The sequence below is a fragment of the Candidatus Devosia phytovorans genome (genome assembly GCA_029202405.1).
Classification (GTDB): domain Bacteria; phylum Pseudomonadota; class Alphaproteobacteria; order Rhizobiales; family Devosiaceae; genus Devosia; species Devosia phytovorans.
On record CP119312.1, the window covers coordinates 1,976,011 to 1,994,438 of the forward strand.

The following is an 18,428-nucleotide window of genomic DNA, read 5'->3' on the forward strand; positions in this document are numbered from 1 at the left end:
TCCGTATCCGAGAGTAATCCGAGGATTACTGGAAGGACTTGGCAGCCTTGAAGGTAACCTTGTAAGCGCCGTTCTCCTGGACCTTCGCGCCGAGCGAAGAGGAGAAGCCGCCGCCGGGGTTCCAGCCGAGTTCAGCCGAAGCGTAGAAGTCGGAGTAGGATTCGCCGCCGTTGCGGATGGTGGCAGCCGGAGCTTCGTCAGCACCGTGGCCATAGACACCGATTTCGCCGGTGACCTTGATGGTTTCGGTGACGGCAGCGATGAGCTGCAGAGCAACCTGGTAGCCGTCGGCAACGCCGTCGGTACCGTCGTTGAAGTAACGGCCGCCGAGGTTCAGCTCGATGCCTTCAGCAACGGTGGCGCCAACGGAGCCGCCGAAACCGAAGTCGGTGTCAGCGTCGACGTCTGCGTCGGTGCTGACGTTGACGGCTTCAGCCGAGAGAGCGATCTTGAACATGTCGAAGTTGGCTTCGCCGGAAATCAGAGCATTCCAGTAGTTGCCCCAGCCTTCAACCGAACCTTCGTCGTAGAAGCCACCGAACGAACCAGCAGCACGAACCTTGAAGTTGTCGAAGGTTGCAGTAGCACCGGTGTGGATGATGTAGGTGTCGCCGCCGTTCTGGGCGCCGTCGAGAATGCCGCCGAGGGCGCCGCTGATGTGAGCGGTGATGCCCGAACCAGCATAGTCGAGAACGCCGACCAGGGTACCCTGACGCTGTGCGTCGAGCAGGGTCGGGCCGTCGCCGCCGAGGTTTTCGAGACCGATCTTGGCGATCAGGCCTTCACCGATGTTGGTCCAGAGCTGGATGACTTCGCCACCACGCTCGGGAGCGATCGTGTCGACGGCTTCGTCGTTCAGGACGCCAGCGTCGGCGATTTCAGCACCGAACAGGCCGGTGAAGTTGAAGGGCTCGTCGTCGCCTTCGTTGAAGATCGAACCGCGCTTACCCGCGGTCAGGACGGTGGTGTCACCAACCTGGACGTAGGCTTCGTCGATCACGATGGCATTGCCGGTTTCGCGCTGGATGACGCCATCATCGGTGGAGAGGGCTTCGCTGCCGAGCGAACCAAAGCCGCCGTTACGGGTGCGGACGCGGTCGTCATGCTTGATCTTGATGACAGCAGAGGCAGGACCGAAGTCCGAACCCTGGGTGCCAACAAACTTCAGCCATGACTGGATGCGCGACTCGTAGTCGTTGTTCGAGATGCCAGCGAATTCGCTGTCTTCGTCGGCACTGACGGTGTCAGTTGCGGTGCCGGCGATAACTTCGGACTCGTTGTAGTTGCCCCAGTTGAACTGGTAGGTGATGCCGCCCGAGATCTGCAGGCAGTTGGTGTCGGACGAGATGGTCAGGCCCGACAGGCCGAGTTCGTCGCAAACGTCCAGCGAGGTGAGGACGCCCAGGTCAGCAGCAAAGCCAGCGGTCGACAGACCGGCAGCAGCGATAGAACCGAGGATAAGGCTCTTGAGTTTCATTAATTGACCTCCAAAGTCAGTCATTCTTTGCGCCGGTTGCCCAGCAGTTTGTCGTAACGCGACCACACTATCGTGGTGCAGTGTGTTGCCGTCGCGCTGCGACCGACAAACGATCCCATGCATGGATTCGCAAGACCCACTCTACGCATGACGAAATTTGACGCAATCTCGCAAAAGCCGTTTTGCCGGCCGAGGAATATGGTTGCAGGGCTGTTGTTGCAGATTCAGCACACAGATCGAAACCATTCGTTAACTTTTCTGAACGCGCCGTTAAATTTGCTGAGTTTTGCTGGGGTTACCGGGTGATCTACGGTATTTTAGACAAATCTTGCGCGCAAATCCGGCGCGATCGCCACGGTCATGGACGCATCCGTCCGACGGCGTAAATGTGGGCAGAATGAGGAATTTAGGCGGCGCCACTCTGTGCGCCGTCACATATGGAGGAAGCATGGACAAGCAGAACAAGGTCGCGGTCATCACCGGCGGTAGTTCCGGAATCGGCAAGGCAGCAGCATTGGGATTTGCCGGGGCAGGCTATGAGGTCGCCATCTGCGGGCGGCGCGCCGAGGCGCTGCAGGCTGTTACCGCCGAGACGGGCGGTTACTGGGGCGAATGCGATGTAACCGATCCGGGCGCCGTGGCGCATTTCTTCGCCGGCGTGAAGGAAAAATACGGCCGGATCGACGTGGTGTTCAACAATGCCGGGCGGTTTGCGCCGGCGGTCTCCTTCGGCGACCTCGATGTTGTGACCTGGCAGGAGATGGTCAATACCAATCTCAACGGCGCATTCTACGTGGCGCGCGAGGCCTTCCGGGCGATGCGGGATCAGAACCCGCAGGGCGGGCGCATCATCAACAACGGATCCATTTCGGCCACTGCGCCGCGACCGGGCGCTGCCTCCTATACAGCCACCAAGCATGCCATCACCGGGCTGACCAAGGCGATCGCGCTCGATGGGCGGGCCTTCAACATCGCTTGCGGGCAGATCGATATCGGCAATGCGGCGACGGACATGACCAGCCACATGAACAGCGGCTCGCTGCAGCCCAATGGCACGATGATGCCCGAGCCGACCATGGATGTGGCGCATGTGGTCGAGGCGCTGACCTATATGGCGGGACTGCCGCTGAATGCCAACGTGCAGTTCATGACGGTGATGGCGACCAATATGCCGTTCATCGGCCGCGGCTAGTCGGCCCAGACCTGCGTGCCACCGATCCAGGTGGCGCGCATTTCCCGTTCGTCCGACAGATGCACGAAGCTGGCCACGGCGCCGGGCTGCAGGTGGCCGTGGTCGCCGGCAATGCCCAGGGCCTCGGCGGGATAAAGCGAGGCCATGCGGAGGGCTTCGTCTAGGGTGAGGCCGATCCGGGCGTGCATGAAGCTGACCGCGTCGATCATGTCGAGATCGGCGCCGGCCAGGGTCCCGTCGGCGAGGCGCAGGGCGCCGTCAGCGCGGGTGATGGTGCGGCCATTGAGCGTCATGGATTTGAGATCGGTGCCAGTCTGGGACATGGCATCGGTGACGAGGAAGATGTGGCCGGGACCGGACTTGGCGGCGAGTGCGATGCGGATGGCGGCCGGGTGGACGTGGATGCCGTCGGCGATCAGGCCGGCGTGGACATCGCCGTGGCTGAGCACCGCGCCGACAACGCCGGGCTCGCGATTGCCGAGCTGGCTCATGGCATTGAAGAGATGGGTGGCCATGCTGGCCCCCGCGTCAAAGGCGGCGTTGGCTGCGTCGATACCAGAGTCCGAATGGCCCAGGCTCACCACGATGCCGGCCTCGGCAAGTGCCGTGATCTGCTGCGGCGTCACGGTTTCGGGCGCAACGGTGATCAGAAGGTTGGGCAGTTCGGCGCGCAGGGCGATCAGGCGCGCCAGGTCGGTGTCGTCCATCGGGCGGATCAGCGCCGGGTCATGCGTGCCCTTGCGCGACAGGGACAGGTGCGGACCTTCCAGATGGAGTCCGAGAAAACCGGGAACACCCTGCTCCACTGCAGCTTTTCCCGCCGCCATGGCGGCGATATTGACGTCCACAGTATCGGTGATCAGCGTCGGCAGCAGCGCCGTGGTGCCGAACTGGGCGTGGGCGGCGCAAATGGTACGGATGGAGTCCAGCGTCGGCACATTGTTGAACAGCACGCCGCCGCCGCCATTGACCTGCAGGTCAATGAAGCCGGGCACGAGCAGGCCGCCATCGAGCCGGACTACCTGGGCGTTGGCTGGAATGGCGTCAGCGCCGGTGATGCCGCAGACATGGCCGAATTCCACCAGCAACGCCGCATCACCATGCCAGGTATGACCGTCGAAAATGGCTGCGCCGGTGACGGCGAGGAGATCGCTCATACGGTTTCGGTCACCTTCTTGAGGGCGGGCGGCACGTCGGGATTGAGACCGCGATGGCGCGACAGGGCTTCGACGAAACCATAGAAGGAAACGATCAGCGCCAGCGGGTCGGTCAATGGATGGCCCGTGGCGGCGAAGGGCAATGCCCTGGCGGCGCCCGGACGGGTGCTGGTGAGGAAGGCCAGAGCGCCCTGCCCGGCCAGCTTGTGCGCCATGTCAGCCACCGAAGCTTCGGCAGCGTCGCGGGCGGCGAGGCCGAGCACCGGATAGCCGGGGGTCACGATGGCGACGGGGCCGTGCATGACTTCGGCGGCGCTATAGGATTCGGCCTGGATATTGCAGGTTTCCTTGAACTTCAGCGCCGCCTCATTGGCGATGGCAAAGCCGGGACCACGGCCGAGTACGTAGAGCGCGGTATGGCCATCGAGCGCGGCGACGAGATCGGACCAGTCACAGGTGACGGCCCTGGCCAGGGACTTGGGCAGGTCGTTGACGGCTGCGTTGAGCGCCTCGTCGCCGCTCCAGCGGGCAATCAGCGACAGACCGGCAACCACCGAAGTCGCAAAGGTCTTGGTGGCAGCGACGGACTTTTCGACGCCTGCATGCAAGTCGACGGTGAAGTCGGACGCCTCGTCGAGCGGCGAGCCGGCGGTATTGGTGATGGCGATGGTGGTGGCGCCGGAGCGTCGCGCCGACTGGGTCATGCCGACGATATCGGGGCTCTTGCCGGACTGGGAAATGGCGATGGTGGCGGCGCGGTCGAGCTTGAGATCCTTACCATAGATGGAGGCAATGGAGGGGCCGATGGAAGCGACCGGCAGGCCGAGCGTCAGCTCGATGGCATATTTGAGATAGGAGCAGGCGTGGTCGGACGAGCCGCGGGCAACCGTGGCCACCAGTGCCGGATTGCGGGAGCGCAGGGCCGCTGCGGCGGCATCGAGCACAGTGCCACTTTGATCAAGGAAATTGGCGACGACATGAGGAATGGCGTCGACTTCCTGGCGCATGAAGGTGGTCTGTTCGGTCATGGCTTGGCTCCCGGAGAATCGCCCAGGCGGAGCTCTGCGACGAAGTCGTAAGTGTCGCCCCGATAGATGGAGCGGGTGAATTCGATGACGCGGCCCGAAGCCAGGTATGACGTGCGCTCGATGTTGAGGCCCGCCGAGCCAGCCGGAACATGGAGGAGCGCGGCGTCTTCCTCGCCCAGATTGGCGGCGCGGATGCGCTGGATGGCGCGGATCGGGCGATTGCCCGACTTGTCGAGGTGTTTGTAGAGCGAGTCCGCAATGGCCAGCGGATCGGGCAGGACATGGGAGGACAGGCTGGCGCGTTCGATAGCGAGCGGGGTGTCGCCGGTCAGGCGCAGGCGGGAAATGCGCGCGGCCTGTTCGCCGGAGCCCAGGCCCAGGATGATGGTCTCTTCCGGCGAGGGCAGATAGATGCCGCGATCGAGCCATTCGGCGCGCACGGCCATGCCGCGGCGAGCCATATCCTCGGTGAAGGAGGTGAGCTGGGACAGTGACTGTTCCACCCGCTGGGTGATCGGCGCAACGAATGTCCCCGAACCGTGGCGCTGCACCAGCACGCCGTCCTTGACCAGCTGCAGCACGGCCTTGCGGACGGTGACGCGGGAGACGTCGACCTTGGTGGCCAGATCGCGCTCGGAGGGCAAGGCATCGCCCGGGTTGACGGCGCCGGAATGGATGGCGTCCTCTATCCAGCGGCGCAGCTGCAAGTAAAGCGGCCCGCCAGCCGGCAGGACGACAGGCCCTTCGGCAAAGAAACCGTTCGACGCTTCGGCCACCTGTCCTCCCCCTCGCCCGCTGCGATCAATCATTATAATTGGCAAATCAAATAGGTCGGTGCGCCTGTGCGCCCTTGCCGCTATTTAATACCAATAAAATACCATTCACCAAGTGGCAATCCATGATTCTACACATGCGGGACATTCGGCCCGCCGCCGTCGGGGTTTTTGCTGGGCACCTGTGAATGCCAGCCGCCTTGCTGGACAAGTGGTATGAATTTGGCATTATCGACACGAACAGGAGACGGCCATGAGCGCAACGCTGACCGAACAGGCCCATGCCAGTGCCCAGGGTTTCGACACGCTGCCGGCCGAAGACGCGCTGACGATTCTGGCGCGGGGCCAGGTCGAGGCGGCACGGGTCGTCGAAGCGGCCGTGCCGTCCATTGCCGCAGCCGCACAGCTTGCCGCGGACAGTCTGAGCGTCGGCGGCAAGTTGATCTATGCCGCCGCGGGCAGTTCGGGGCTGATGGCGCTGGCCGATGCGCTGGAAATTCCGGGCACCTATGGCATTGCGCCGGACCGTATCCGCATGGTGCTGGCCGGCGGAGCATCGATGCTGGAGCATCTGCAAGGTGGGCCGGAGGATGATGAGGCCGCGGCGCGGGCCGATCTCCTGCGTGAGGCGATCGGGCCGAAGGACTGCGTCATCGCCGTAACGGCCAGCGGCTCGACGCCCTATGCGCTGGCTGCCGTGAACACAGCGCGGGCGGCGGGCGCCAAAACCGTTGGCATCAGCAACAATCGCGGCGCGGCGCTGTTCGGCCATGTCGATGTGGCGATCTGCCTGCCGACGCCGCCCGAAGTCATCGCCGGCTCGACGCGCATGGGCGCCGGCACAGCGCAAAAGATCGCGCTCAACATGCTGTCCACCATGATGGCCATGCAACTGGGCCATGTGCATGACGGCTATATGGTCAATGTCGTCACTGACAATATCAAGCTGCTGGAGCGGGCCCGGGGCATGGTCATGGCCATTGCCGGGGTGAATGCGGATAAGGCGCGGGCGGCGCTGGATCTGGCCGGCGGCAATGCAAAGGTCGGCGTGCTGATTGCTTCGGGCGTGCCGAGCAAGGAGCAGGCCGAGGCGCTGCTGGCGCGGTATGGAGGAAGGTTGAGGGCGGCGCTTACAAGCTTACGCACAACTGAAAACTGAGGCGCTTAGCCCGCCAATGATCCAAGTGTGGACCGCAGAGATCTATTGTTGTTCTGCACGGCGCCAGCCGTATCGGCCTTCGACGACAGCCTTGAATTGGAGAGTGGTGCTGACCATGGCCAGCACCACGTTTTCGCAGCCCAGCCTTATGCTGCCGGAGCAAATACGATTCCGCAGTTCTTGACGCGGTTGACCTGTTCGATGGCCTGCATCTCACCCTTCAGTCGCGCCACGTCGGCTGCTGCTGCTCCATCGCCTTTCATGAAAAAAGCGGCGGGCCAGAACAGGACGACAGTCACGGTGGTCATTGCCGCATCTGAGCTTCGATTCTTGTCCTGCTGACCGTAGGCTGCGGCCGCCCTGGAAGAGACAGCTTCGGCCTCAGCCCGCAACTGCGAACAGGACAAATTCTCGTACAGCCCGGTTGAGACGTAAGTCGGCGCAATATCCTTTGGCGGAGTGGCGCAAGCAGCAAGCATGGACGTCGCGCAAAGCGCGATCGCAATTCTCTTCATAGTTATAGCCCCCAAGTAATGAAGCCGAATAAGCACAACTAGAAGAAACTGCGCAAGCTCAGATAGTTAAGTATCACCAAGCATCAAAAATCTTCCTGACCCGAACCTTTGTTGAGCTTTTGGCGCGCTGCACTTGCGTCCTGCATCCGCAAGGCTAAACCGCTTCGTCCGCGCGAAATCACCGTGAACAATTCACCCCTGCTTGAGGGTCCGACTGGCTAGACCTAAGGCGTCGGTCACGACAGAACTTTCTCCCCCCACCCCTGTCGAATCCCTAAACCGTCATTCGTTGGTGCTATGAACGCAACATCGAGACCGGAGATTTCGAGATGACCACCCTGCCCACCCAGGATACCGACCGCGACCTCGTGCTGACGCGGGTGCTCAATGCGCCGCGGGACAAGGTCTATCGCTGCTGGATCGAGCCGGAGCTGATGAAGCAGTGGTTTGCGCCCAAGCCGTGGAGCACGCCCAAGGTCGAGCTCGACCTGCGCGTCGGTGGCGCCAATGTGGTGACCATGGCGGACCCCGAGGGCAATGAATTTCCCAACCCCGGCCAGTATCTGGAGATCGTGCCCAATGAGCGGCTGGTGTTTACCGATGCCTATGTGGGGGACTGGGCGCCATCGGAAAAACCGTTCTTTACCGCCATCCTGACCTTCGAGGATGCTGGCGAGGGAAAGACGAAATACACCGCCGTGGCGCGCCACTGGACCCGCGAAGACGCGGAGGGCCACAAGAAGATGGGTTTTCACGAAGGCTGGGGACTCTGTGCCGCGCAGCTGGAGGAACTTGCAGCGCGACTCTGAGCCAGCGATTCCGAGCGCAATTCCGGCACAGGGGCAAAGCGGAATATATGTTCTGTTTTTGGAATATTTTGGGGCGGTCCGACTTCTTGTCGGGCCGCCTTTTGTCTGGGGGAATTGTCTAAGCCTTGTCAGGACACAAAATTCCTCACGTGGTGTTTGTGACAGGCAGACCAATCCAAGCCAGAGCGTCTGGCCAAGTGTTTGCCAGAGCGTCGAATTTTCGTTGTATGGCAGATTGTTACTTTGTCACAAAGGTCTGTCACAATAGGCCTGCCAACAGGACCGGGCACGGCCGTTACATGACTGTCGCAAAGCTGTGATTTGTACCCGACCGTCGGTGCGTCGCCGGCCCGGTGGTTCCCCCTTGCCTAATTTCCGCAGCGGTAGTTAGCTTCCTTCCGGGAGAGGTCGACGCAGATCGATGAAACCTGCGAGCGGGACGGACCGCCGCGCGGAACATCCGTTCTATCGAACGGACTTTGGGAGAATTACAATGAAACGGCGTGATTTCATGCTCGCTGCTGGCACGGCTGCCGGCGCCCTGATGCTGCCCCGCATGTCCTTTGCCGCCGAAGGCGTCATCGACATCTATTTCAGCTCGGACCAGAACGTCATCGACTTCTGGACCAATACGGTGAAGCCGGCTTTCGAAGCCGCCAACCCGGGCATCACGCTGAACCTAGTCGACGGCGGTGACGGCACCGGCGTTGGCGCCATTGCCGACCGCGCCCTGGCGGCGCTGGACAGCGGCGCTGACCCGCAGGCTGACCTGTTCGAAGGCTTCGACAGCCGCGTCACCACCGGTGGCATCGACAAGGGGCTCTATGTGAATTTTGAAGAGGCTGGCCTCTCCAACTATTCCAAGATCAATCCGCTGGCTTTCGACATCCCGACCAACATGCCCTACCGTGGTTCGCAGGTCCTTCTGGCCTATGACACCACCAAGCTCGATCCGGCCAATGTTCCCAAGACCTGGGCAGACCTCGTCGCCTGGATCAAGGCTAACCCGGGCCAGTTCATCTACAACCGTCCCAACAAGGGCGGTTCGGGCGGCAATTTCGTCCGTCGCGCCATCTATGAAGCCAATGGCAAGGACCCGAGCAAGTTCACCGTCGACAATTACACCGCCGAGCTGGGTGAAGAGACGCTGAACCCGGCCTGGGACATCCTCAAGGATCTGGCGCCCTCGCTGTTCGATGGTGGCGCCTATACGTCGGGCAATACGCAGTCGGTGCAGCTGCTGGGCCAGTCGGCCGTGACCATGATCCCGGTCTGGTCGGATCAGGCGCTTTCGGCCATCGACCAGGGCGTGCTGCCCGAGACCACCGGTCTCGTCCAGCTGCAGGACCTCGGCCTGCCGGGCGGTTTCACCAAGCTGGCCGTGCTCAGCAATGGTGCGAACAAGGATGCGGCACTCAAGCTGGCCGATTTCCTGCTGACCGAAGAAATCCAGTCGGCCGTGCTGACCGAACTGGGCGGCTTCCCGGGCGTCAGCTGGGACCATGTCTCGGCTGAACTGCGCGAGCGCTTCGCCGACATCATTCCGGAATCGATCCCGAGCTTCCCGAGCGGGGACTGGGAAACCGCCGTCAATGACGGCTGGTACCGCGCCGTGGCGCCGAATGTGGACCCGAATTCGTGACCATGACCGTCTCGGACCAGATCGGGTCCGCCACACCAGTGCGCAGGAGGCCTTTTGGCCTCCTGCTTGTTGCCACGCCAGTGCTGCTCGTCGCCTGGCTGGTCATCTGGCCGATCATCTCTGCCGTCATCCAGACCGTGTGGGTGCCAACGCCCGACGGTGGCAAGACGGTGTCGCTGGCCAGCTACAGCTATTTCTTCTCGGACGGCTACAGCCTTTCCAACCTGTCGATGACGCTGTGGACCACGGGCGTCTGCGCCATATTGCTGCTGGTCGTCTGCCTGCCGATCGCGCTCTATCTGCGGTTTTCCAATTCCAAGATCGCCGCCTATGTGCAGGGCCTCGCGATCTTTCCGATGTTCGTGCCGTCGATCATCCTGAGCTTTGCCTTCATCCGCGTGCTCGGCCCCAATGGCACCGCCGACCTTCTGCTCAACTCCGTCGGCCTGCCGAAAATCCGCTCGCCCTACCTGACGCCCTGGGGGCCGGTGATCGGGCTGGTCTGGGACAATATTCCGCTGACCGTTCTCATTCTGCTATCAGGCCTTGGGAATGTGTCGAACCAGGCAGTCGAGGCGGCGCGCGACGTCGGCGCGGGAAAGATCGCGCTGCTATGGCACATCATCCTGCCGCGCATTTCCAATTCGATCCTCGTGGCGATTTCCTTTGCCGTGCTCGGCATCTTCTCGGCCTTCACCCTGCCCTATATCCTGGGGCCGGCGGCGCCGGAAATGATGGGGCCGTTCATGCAGCGCACCTTCCGCGAATTGCTGCAGCCCAATACGGCCATAACCCAGGCGGTGATCACCTTCGGGTTCTGCATCATCTTCGGGCTCTTCTACGTGCGCTCCGTCGCCAAGAACAGGACGCCGTAAGATGGCTGCAACCCTGACCAAATCCCGCGTGGACTGGACCGGCATTGTCTTTGCCGTGGTCCTGACCATTGTCATCGTGGTGCCGCTGCTCGTCGTCGGCACCTGGGCTTTCACCAATGTGTGGCGCTATCCGTCGGTCATTCCGCAGGAATTCGGCCTGCGCTTCTGGAACCAGACACTGGCGAGAGCAGACGTCTGGAGCTCGATCTCGATGAGCCTGACCCTCAGCTTCACGGTGACGGCGCTCTCCGCCCTGATCTGCCTGCCGGCCGCCTATGCCTTTGCGCGGCTCGACTTTCCGGGCAAGAACATCCTGTTCTTCTCCTTCCTCGCCGGTCATGCCTTTCCCAAATTTGGCCTGCTTGTCGCCATTGCCGGCATTTTCCTGCAGCTCAATCTCATCGGCTCCTTCTGGGGCGTGGTGCTGATCCAGCTGGTTGGCACGCTGCTGTTCATGATCTGGATTCCGGTGGCGGCGTTCCAGGCGGTCGACCGGCGCATGGAAGAGGCGGCGCGCGACGTCGGCGCATCGCCGCTCCGCGTTTTCTGGTCAATCACCCTGCCCCAGGCTGGGCCCACCATTGCCGCGGCGATCCTTCTCAGCTTTGTCGGCACTTTCTACGAGACCGAAGGCGCCTGGCTGATCGGCGCGCCGCAGGTGCGTACGCTGCCGGTGCTGATGATCTCCTTCATCAACAACCAGCCTGTCATCCAATATGGCGCGGTGCTGTCCGTGCTGCTCTGGGTGCCCAGTTTCATCGCGCTGCTGTTCGCCCGAAAAGTGGTGAATTCCGGCTCGTTCGCCCGCGGCTTCGGCGGCTAGGATTCTTCGAAAATGTCCGTTCTCAAAATCAACGACGTCTCCAAAATCTTCCCCAATGGGACCACGGCCGTCGACAATTTCACGCTCGATGTGGCCGATGGCGAGCTGGTCTGCCTGCTCGGTCCGTCCGGGTCGGGCAAGTCGACGCTGCTGCGCATGGTGGGTGGCTTCGAAACGCCGACCTCTGGCGTCATGACCATCGATGGCGATGACATCACCCGCGTGCCACCCGAGCGGCGGCCGACGGGCATGGTGTTCCAGAGCCATGCGCTGTGGACGCATATGAATGTGTATAGGAACCTCGCCTTTGGCCTGAAACTCCGCAAGGTGCCGGCCAGCGAGATCAAGCGGCGGGTCGAGGGCGTGCTGGAGCTGGTGGGGCTGGGTGGCTATGGCACGCGCTCGGTGACACAGCTTTCGGGCGGGCAACAGCAGCGCGTGGCGCTGGCACGCTCGCTGGTGCTGGAGCCGAAAATCCTGCTGCTGGACGAGCCTTTTGCGAGTCTGGACCAGCACTTGCGCGAAAGACTTCGCGAAGAGGTTCGCGATATCCAGCAGCGCCTCAAGATCACGACGCTGTTCGTGACCCATGGCCAGGACGAAGCCCTCTCCATGGCCGACCGGATCGTCGTGATGCGCGACGGCAAGACCGAGCAGATCGACCGGCCGGACGTGGTCTATCGCGAGCCGCGCACGCCGTTCGTCGCCGGCTTCATCGGCACGATGAATCTCGTCGAGGGCATGGTCAGCAATGGCGTGTTTTCCAAGGCCGGCTTTGCGACGAAACTGCCGATCGGTGATGGCCCAGCCACGCTGGCGGTGCGGCCCGAGGCGCTCGATCTTGCGGCGGCAGGCAGCAATGGGCAGGGCAAGGTGCATCGCGTCACCGACTATGGCACGCATGGCTTGGTCGATCTCGAACTGAACGACGGCACGCGCATGAAGGCAATGGTCAGCCATCCCGATCTGTTCAAATCCGGTCAGGGCGTCAACCTCTCGCCTAGGGCCGTTGCCGCCTATCGTGACGGCGTGGTGGTGCATCGCGGCGAGGTCGCGGCGGTGACGGCGGTTCAGCCGGTTCTGGCAGACGCGTAATGGCCGACCCGATCTTTATCGAGCGCAACGGCCACCGCACGTGGCTGAAGTGGCATCGTGGACGGCGCCGGGCCAGCGATCCGGTGTTCACCGGGCAGCGGATCGTCGAAGGCATGCGGCTGGGGGCCAGCATCGAGGTCGATCTGGTGGTGACCGGCGACAAGGGTTTTGCCGTGCTGCATGACATGACCCTCGACCGCGAAACCACGGACCGCGGTCCGGTGGCGCAGACGGCTGACGCCCATATCCGCACGCTGAACCTGCGCGACAATGACGGCGCGCCGATCGACGAGCCGGTGATGCTGCTGGACGATCTCTGTGCGCTGATGGCAACGGCGGGCGTGCATCCCGAGGCGCTGCTGCAGCTTGACTACAAGGAAGACGAGCATGTGCTCGACGCGCGGGCACTGGAGAATTTTGCCCGGGCGACGGCGACGATCGCGGGCAATTGCATCGTGTCGTCGGGGAGCGCCAAGGCGGTCGACATGCTGACCGGCGTGGTGCCGGGAATGCGGGCGGGCTTCGATCCGAGCGACGAGGACGTCTTCAAGGCGGCGCTGGCGTCGGGGACGCTGCAGGGCTTTGTCGATGACGCGGTGGCGGCCTCGCCGAAGTCGGACCTGATCTATCTCGACTGGCGGATTGTCACCACGTCAGACGATGCGGGGTTCGATATCGTCGCGGCGTTCCATGCGCTGGGGAAACGCGTGGATGCGTGGACGATCAATCGCGCTGATACCGAAGGCCTCGCCAATGTCGAGCGGCTGCTGGGATTGAAGGTGGATCAGATCACGTCGGATGATCCGGAGGGGATTGTGGGGATGGCGGGGTGAGGCCTGCGCCTGTCGCTCCAACACCCACGGTGTCACCCCGGCCTTGAGCCGGGGCCTATCCTTAGATCAGGTCACGGCCGTTAGGTGCCGATGATTGGCACTGCGACCGTGCGGCCGTGGAAAAATCTCGGGATGGGTCCCGGCTCAAGGCCGGGATGACATCGCGCGTGTGGATGGTCTAGGTATCCTTATTTGGGATCCTTCTTCGGCACGTCCTTGAGCTTTTCGATCAGAAACGCATGCGTCGCCTTGTTGCCCACGATCAGCGTTCCCGTGCGCTCGTAGACCTCAGGACCACGCCCCCACCAGTCGGTGACGACGCCGCCGGCTTCCTGCACCAGCAGGATGCCCGCAGCCGTGTCGAGGAAGCCGGTCTCCTCGAAATAGCCGGTGAGGCGGCCCATGGCGACATAGGCGCAGCTGTTGGCGGCGCTGCCGACGACGCGGACGGAGGAGATCGGGGCGCGGATGGCGTCGAGGCGTTCATAGGCGCCCGGATAGAGCTGCAGGCCCGGCGTGGGGAGGCCGGTGCCAATGTTCATCAGACCGATGTCCACCTGTTCGCTGACCTTGAGGCGCTCGCCGTTCATATAGGCACCCTGCCCGGGCATGGCGGTGAACATCTCGTCGGCCGGCGGATTATACAGCACGCCGCAGACCGTCTCGTTGCCATGCCGCAGGGCGATCGAGATGGTGTAATGCATGCCATTGATGAAATTGGTGGTGCCATCGATCGGGTCCACCAGCCAGCGGTGATCGCCGCCGCGCTCGTCAGCGGCAAATTCCTCGCCCGTGAAATTCCAGTCCGGATAGCGCTCGCCGAGGAATTTCCGGATCAGCAGTTCGCTCTCCTTGTCGGCCTCGGAGACGAAGTCGGCCGGGCCCTTGATGCCGATCTCCAGATCGCGGAAACGCTTGAAATAATCGAGCGTCAAGGCGCCCGCTTCACGGGCAATGGTGATCATGTCCGCGAGGACGGCGTCGTAATTCATGGTGGTCTCCGGAGGCGAGTCTGCGGCTCAGTCTAGCGCGCAACAGGTCCTAACAGGGGACAATCGACAGAATTGTGACAGTCAGATTTCAAGTGTCCAGAGTACGCTCCAGGGGCCGAGCAGGCCCTCTTCGGCAAAGCCCTGCAGGTGCACGCGGCGGCCGATGATGGCAGGAACCCCGTCCTGAGAATTGTTGTCGAGATTGGCATAGAGGCGGAGCGTGGTGCCGTCGCCCATGTGCCACCGGATCAGCACAGCCTTCTGGCCGAGGACCTCGTAATGCGCGGAAAAGCCCTCGAGGCCCGGCAGGCGCGGCACGATTTCGGTCTTGCGGATATCGATCAGCTGGCGGTAGTGCCACAGCCATTCGGCGTGGTCAGCTTTTTTGACATTGCCCCAGTCGAGCTTGGCGGAGGCAAAAGTGCTGGGCAGGGTCGGATCGACGGTCTCGTGCACGTCGGGCTTGCTGGGGTCCTCGTGCTCGGGCGTGTTCTTGAGCTCCTCCTGGCGGCCTTCGAGCACGGCTTCGCGCAGATCGGGCGGCACGTCGGAGAAATAGGGGAAAGGCGTGTCGCTATTCCACTCTTCGCCCATGAACAGCATGGGGATCTGCGGCAGCAGCAGATAGACGGCGGATAGCGCCTTGATGGCATCGGCGTGGGCCAGCTTGCCGATGCGATCGCCGAAGATGCGGTTGCCGATCTGGTCATGGTCCTGAATGTAGGACACGAAGGCCGTGGCCGGCAGGCCAACGCTGGGCTCGCCGACCTTTTCGCCCTTGCGCGGCCGGATTTCCCCCTGATAGGCGAACCCTTCCGCCAGGGCCCTGCCGAGACGTTCGCAGCGCTCGTCCAGATTGTCGAAATCGGCGTAATAGCCGGTGTTTTCGCCGGTCGCGGCGGCATGGAGCAGATGATGCACGTCGTCGTTCCACTGCGCGGTGTAATGCACCGGCAGGCAGCCGGAATTGCGGCGCAGCCAGCGTTCCTGGTTCTTGGAATTTTCGACGATCAGATGCACATGCCGGTAGGGCCCCGCAGCGCGGACGCGGGCGGCGATGATTTCGAGAATGTGGGTGGTGCTGTCGTCCTGGATTTCGTGCACGGCGTCGAGCCGCAGCCCGTCGAAGTGGAATTCGGTGACCCAGTAGATGGCGGCTTCGATGACCAGTTCGCGCACCACGTCGGCGCCCTTGTCATCGTAATTGATGCCGGCGCCCCAGGGGCTGCGATGGCGTTCGGTGAAGATGGGCGCGATGGCAGGCAGATAATTGCCATGCGGGCCGAAGTGGTTGAACACGACATCGAGGAAGACCATCAAGCCGCGATCATGGGCGGCATCGATGAAGGCCTTGAGGTCCTCCGGGCGGCCATAGGTGCTGTCGGGAGCAAACAGCATGGCGCCGTCATAGCCCCAGTTGAAGCGACCGTGAAAGTCGCTGATCGGCATCATCTGGATGGCGCTGACGCCGAGATTGACCAGGTGGTCGAGCTTGCCGATGGCGGCGCGGAACGTGCCCTGGTCGGTGAAGGTGCCGACGTGCAGTTCATAGATGATCGCTTCTTCCCATGGGCGGCCGCGCCACTCCTGATCGGTCCAGTCGAAGGCGCGCGGATCGATGACCTCGCTCCAGGAGTGGATATCTTCGGGCTGATAGCGCGAGGTCGGGTCGGGAATTTCCACCCCGTCGGCCAGATACTTGTAGAGGGTGCCGGCCTTGACGCCATCCACTTCGATCTTGTGCCAGCCATCGGCGCGGGCTTCGAGATCGAGCGGCTTGCGCTGCCCCTTGAGCTTGAGCTGCACGCTCTTGCTCTTGGGCGCCCAGAGCTTGAAGCGGGTGCTCTTGGGCCGCAGTTCGGCTCCGAACCGCATCTTGTGGCTACGCGTAATGGTATGAGACGTCATGAAATACCCCGGCCGGGCAAACAGCCGGCAGGTCAGGAATGGGACGCCGGGCGATTGGGTTCCGCGCTCTCAGCGCATCACAGCAATTCCGGCTCCTGCACCAGGCGAACGCCGAAGCGGGTCTCGACGCCCTCAACGATCATGGCGGCCAGTTCGCTAATCTCGCTCTGGGTCGCGCCGCCATTGTTGACGAGGACCAGCGCGTGATTGGGCGAAACGCCGGCATTGCCATGGCGGAAACCCTTGAAGCCGGCGCGTTCGATCAACCAGGCGGCGGAGAGCTTTGCCAGCCCCTCGCCCGCAGGATAGCGCGGCGCCTCGGGGAATTCGGCCTGCAGGCGTTCGGCCACTTCGACGGGCACGATGGGATTGTGGAAGAAGGAGCCGGCATTGCCGGTCATGCGCCAATCGGGGAGCTTGCGACCGCGCACCTCTGCTACGCCGTGCAGGATGGTTGCGGCATCGGCGTCGGCGGGGATGTGGCTGAGGCCGGGATAGTTGAGGTTTGGTTGCCAGTCCACCGGTAGCGCCAGTGTTACCGAAGTAACGATGAAACGGCCGGGTTTGCGCTTGAAAAAGCTCTGGCGATAAGAGAAGGCGCATTCATCGCGGGTGAAGCGACGGATGGACCTGTCCTCGGTATCGAAGGCCAGTAGGGAGTCGAAACGGTCGACCAGTTCGACGCCATAGGCGCCGATATTCTGAATCGGCGCGGCGCCGATCGTACCGGGAATGGCGGCAAGGTTTTCGAGACCTGGCAGGCCTTGGGCGACGGTCCATTCGACAATGGAATGCCAGTTTTCGCCGGCGCCGAACTGGACAAGGTTGTGGTCGCCTTGCCGCCCGATGATGTCGCGACCCTCGATGCCCATCAGGCCGATGATGCCGTCGAACTGCGGGCGCAGAACGACATTGCTGCCACCGCCAAGAATGCGGAGCGGCAGGCCTTTGCTTTTCGCATCGGCCAGCAGCGGCGCCAGTTCGGCGGCGTGGGTGATTTCGGTTCCGAAGCGCGCATGCGCAGGCAGGCCAAAGGTGTTGTGGGCCTTCAAGTCAAAGTCTGGCGTCATCCAAGGCAGTCCCCGAGCATCAGCAGTGCTGATACAGAGAAGATGCGCCGAAATCGAGACTTTAGCGCAGTTGGTACCGCAATCTCGGTGTCATCCCGGCCTTGAGCCGGGACCTATCCCGAGATCCCGCCACAGCCGCTAGGTGGTCATGTCGAACATCTCAGGATGGGCCCCGGCTCGAGGCCGGGGTGACACCGTGGGTGGGGAACCTCTGGTGCCTCTCGTAACCTACTCCCCGGCAGCCGCAGCCTTGATCACCGTCACCACTGCGCCGGGCTGGGATACATAGGCTGCGTGGCTGGCGTCGATATTGGTCACTTCCGCACCCATGCGTTGGGCAAAGAAGGCCTGGGCATTGGGATCGATGACCTTGTCCTGATTGGCAATGACGTACCAGACCGGCTTGTCATGCCAGGCCGCCACTTCGGCCTTTGTCTCGAAGACGGCGCCGTTGAGCGGGCGCTGAGCCTTGGCCATCAGCTCGCCCCGTTCGGGAGGAAGGTCAGCGGCAAAGACGGCCGGAAAGGCCTCCGGATTGATGGACAGGTAACCCTTGTCGTCGGGCACAATCTGCTGCACCCCCTCGGTGGGTGGTCCCGATTGGGAGAGTGCGCCCAGGGTTTCGCCGCTATCGGGCGCAAAGGCCGCGACATAAACGAGCGCGGCGACATTGGGGTGGTCCCCTGCCTCGCCGATCACCACGCCGCCCCAGGAATGACCCACGAGGACCGTCGGGCCATCCTGGGCATCGAGTACGGCCTTGGTTGACGCCACATCGTCGGCCAGCCCGGTCAGAGGATTGGACACGGCGGTGACATTGTACCCCTCAAGCGACAACAGCCGCGCAACGTCTTCCCAGCCGGTTTCATCGGCAAAGGCGCCATGCACCAGGACGACATTCTTGATGCTGCCCTCCGGCAGCACGGCCTGGGCAACGGAGGGGGTGGCGATGGTCAGGGCAAGTATGGTGGTCAGATACAGGGATTTCATCAAGAACTCCGAGGTTGAATATGCAGGTGTCATTGGCTTCCGCCGCGGTGTTCGCGCACGGAAGTCGATCGATTGCCTATGGTCTTCAAG

General features: G+C 62.6%; 17 protein-coding genes. 8 read left to right on the top strand and 9 right to left on the bottom strand.

Features of this window, described 5'->3' with window-relative positions:
• Positions 1-25: 25 nt before the first annotated feature.
• Positions 26-1,477, bottom strand: coding sequence for a hypothetical protein (locus P0Y65_09835; protein WEK06519.1), 1,452 nt, complete (start codon positions 1,475-1,477; stop codon positions 26-28).
• Positions 1,478-1,925: 448 nt separating this feature from the next.
• Here P0Y65_09835 and P0Y65_09840 point away from each other — a divergent pair, with 448 nt between their 5' ends.
• The gene (locus P0Y65_09840; protein ID WEK06520.1) at positions 1,926-2,669 is read left to right on the top strand and encodes an SDR family NAD(P)-dependent oxidoreductase; all 744 of its coding nucleotides are present in this window, start codon (positions 1,926-1,928) and stop codon (positions 2,667-2,669) included.
• On the opposite strand, the gene nagA is transcribed toward P0Y65_09840, so the two are convergent.
• Genes nagA through P0Y65_09855 form a run of 3 tightly spaced genes read right to left on the bottom strand, consistent with a single transcriptional unit; the run spans position 2,666 to position 5,630 of the window.
• Entirely contained in the window at positions 2,666-3,826 is a 1,161-nt protein-coding gene (nagA, locus tag P0Y65_09845; protein ID WEK06521.1) for an N-acetylglucosamine-6-phosphate deacetylase, read from the bottom strand. The genes P0Y65_09840 and nagA overlap by 4 nt on opposite strands.
• Positions 3,823-4,854, bottom strand: a complete 1,032-nt coding sequence (locus tag P0Y65_09850; protein ID WEK06522.1) for an SIS domain-containing protein — start codon at positions 4,852-4,854, stop codon at positions 3,823-3,825. The genes nagA and P0Y65_09850 overlap by 4 nt, the downstream gene beginning before the upstream one ends.
• Positions 4,851-5,630, bottom strand: a complete 780-nt coding sequence (locus tag P0Y65_09855) for a GntR family transcriptional regulator (protein WEK06523.1) — start codon at positions 5,628-5,630, stop codon at positions 4,851-4,853. The genes P0Y65_09850 and P0Y65_09855 overlap by 4 nt, the downstream gene beginning before the upstream one ends.
• A 250-nt stretch (positions 5,631-5,880) precedes the next feature.
• Here P0Y65_09855 and P0Y65_09860 point away from each other — a divergent pair, with 250 nt between their 5' ends.
• The gene (locus tag P0Y65_09860) at positions 5,881-6,786 is read left to right on the top strand and encodes an N-acetylmuramic acid 6-phosphate etherase (protein WEK06524.1); all 906 of its coding nucleotides are present in this window, start codon (positions 5,881-5,883) and stop codon (positions 6,784-6,786) included.
• Between the two features lie 146 nt (positions 6,787-6,932).
• Here P0Y65_09860 and P0Y65_09865 read toward each other — a convergent pair whose 3' ends face one another.
• Positions 6,933-7,301, bottom strand: coding sequence for a hypothetical protein (locus tag P0Y65_09865; protein WEK06525.1), 369 nt, complete (start codon positions 7,299-7,301; stop codon positions 6,933-6,935).
• A 329-nt stretch (positions 7,302-7,630) separates the two neighbouring features.
• Here P0Y65_09865 and P0Y65_09870 point away from each other — a divergent pair, with 329 nt between their 5' ends.
• The 6 genes from P0Y65_09870 (at position 7,631) to P0Y65_09895 (ending at position 13,378) form a co-directional block, all read left to right on the top strand.
• Complete coding sequence (locus tag P0Y65_09870) at positions 7,631-8,110, top strand: SRPBCC family protein (GenBank protein ID WEK06526.1); 480 nt, start codon at positions 7,631-7,633, stop codon at positions 8,108-8,110.
• A 493-nt stretch (positions 8,111-8,603) separates the two neighbouring features.
• A complete protein-coding gene (locus tag P0Y65_09875; protein ID WEK06527.1) occupies positions 8,604-9,752 on the top strand; it encodes an extracellular solute-binding protein in 1,149 nt (382 codons plus the stop codon).
• Between the two features lie 2 nt (positions 9,753-9,754).
• Positions 9,755-10,627, top strand: a complete 873-nt coding sequence (locus P0Y65_09880) for a sugar ABC transporter permease (GenBank protein WEK06774.1) — start codon at positions 9,755-9,757, stop codon at positions 10,625-10,627.
• A 1-nt stretch (position 10,628) separates the two neighbouring features.
• Entirely contained in the window at positions 10,629-11,450 is an 822-nt protein-coding gene (locus P0Y65_09885; protein WEK06528.1) for an ABC transporter permease subunit, read from the top strand.
• Between the two features lie 12 nt (positions 11,451-11,462).
• Entirely contained in the window at positions 11,463-12,545 is a 1,083-nt protein-coding gene (locus P0Y65_09890) for an ABC transporter ATP-binding protein (protein WEK06529.1), read from the top strand.
• Positions 12,545-13,378, top strand: a complete 834-nt coding sequence (locus P0Y65_09895; protein WEK06530.1) for a glycerophosphodiester phosphodiesterase family protein — start codon at positions 12,545-12,547, stop codon at positions 13,376-13,378. Before P0Y65_09890 ends, P0Y65_09895 begins: the two co-directional genes overlap by 1 nt.
• Positions 13,379-13,566: 188 nt before the next feature.
• Here P0Y65_09895 and P0Y65_09900 read toward each other — a convergent pair whose 3' ends face one another.
• The 4 genes from P0Y65_09900 to P0Y65_09915 all read right to left on the bottom strand — a co-directional run bounded on the left by P0Y65_09900 (position 13,567) and on the right by P0Y65_09915 (position 18,338).
• Positions 13,567-14,370, bottom strand: a complete 804-nt coding sequence (locus P0Y65_09900) for an inositol monophosphatase (GenBank protein ID WEK06531.1) — start codon at positions 14,368-14,370, stop codon at positions 13,567-13,569.
• 81 nt (positions 14,371-14,451) lie between these two features.
• Positions 14,452-16,278, bottom strand: coding sequence for a malto-oligosyltrehalose trehalohydrolase (treZ, locus tag P0Y65_09905; GenBank protein WEK06532.1), 1,827 nt, complete (start codon positions 16,276-16,278; stop codon positions 14,452-14,454).
• Positions 16,279-16,355: 77 nt separating this feature from the next.
• Positions 16,356-17,348, bottom strand: a complete 993-nt coding sequence (gene murB, locus P0Y65_09910; protein ID WEK06533.1) for a UDP-N-acetylmuramate dehydrogenase — start codon at positions 17,346-17,348, stop codon at positions 16,356-16,358.
• Between the two features lie 228 nt (positions 17,349-17,576).
• Positions 17,577-18,338 carry an alpha/beta hydrolase gene (locus tag P0Y65_09915; GenBank protein ID WEK06534.1) on the bottom strand — a complete coding sequence of 254 codons (762 nt, stop codon included), beginning with the start codon at positions 18,336-18,338 and terminating at the stop codon, positions 17,577-17,579.
• Between the last annotated feature and the right edge of the window lie 90 nt (positions 18,339-18,428).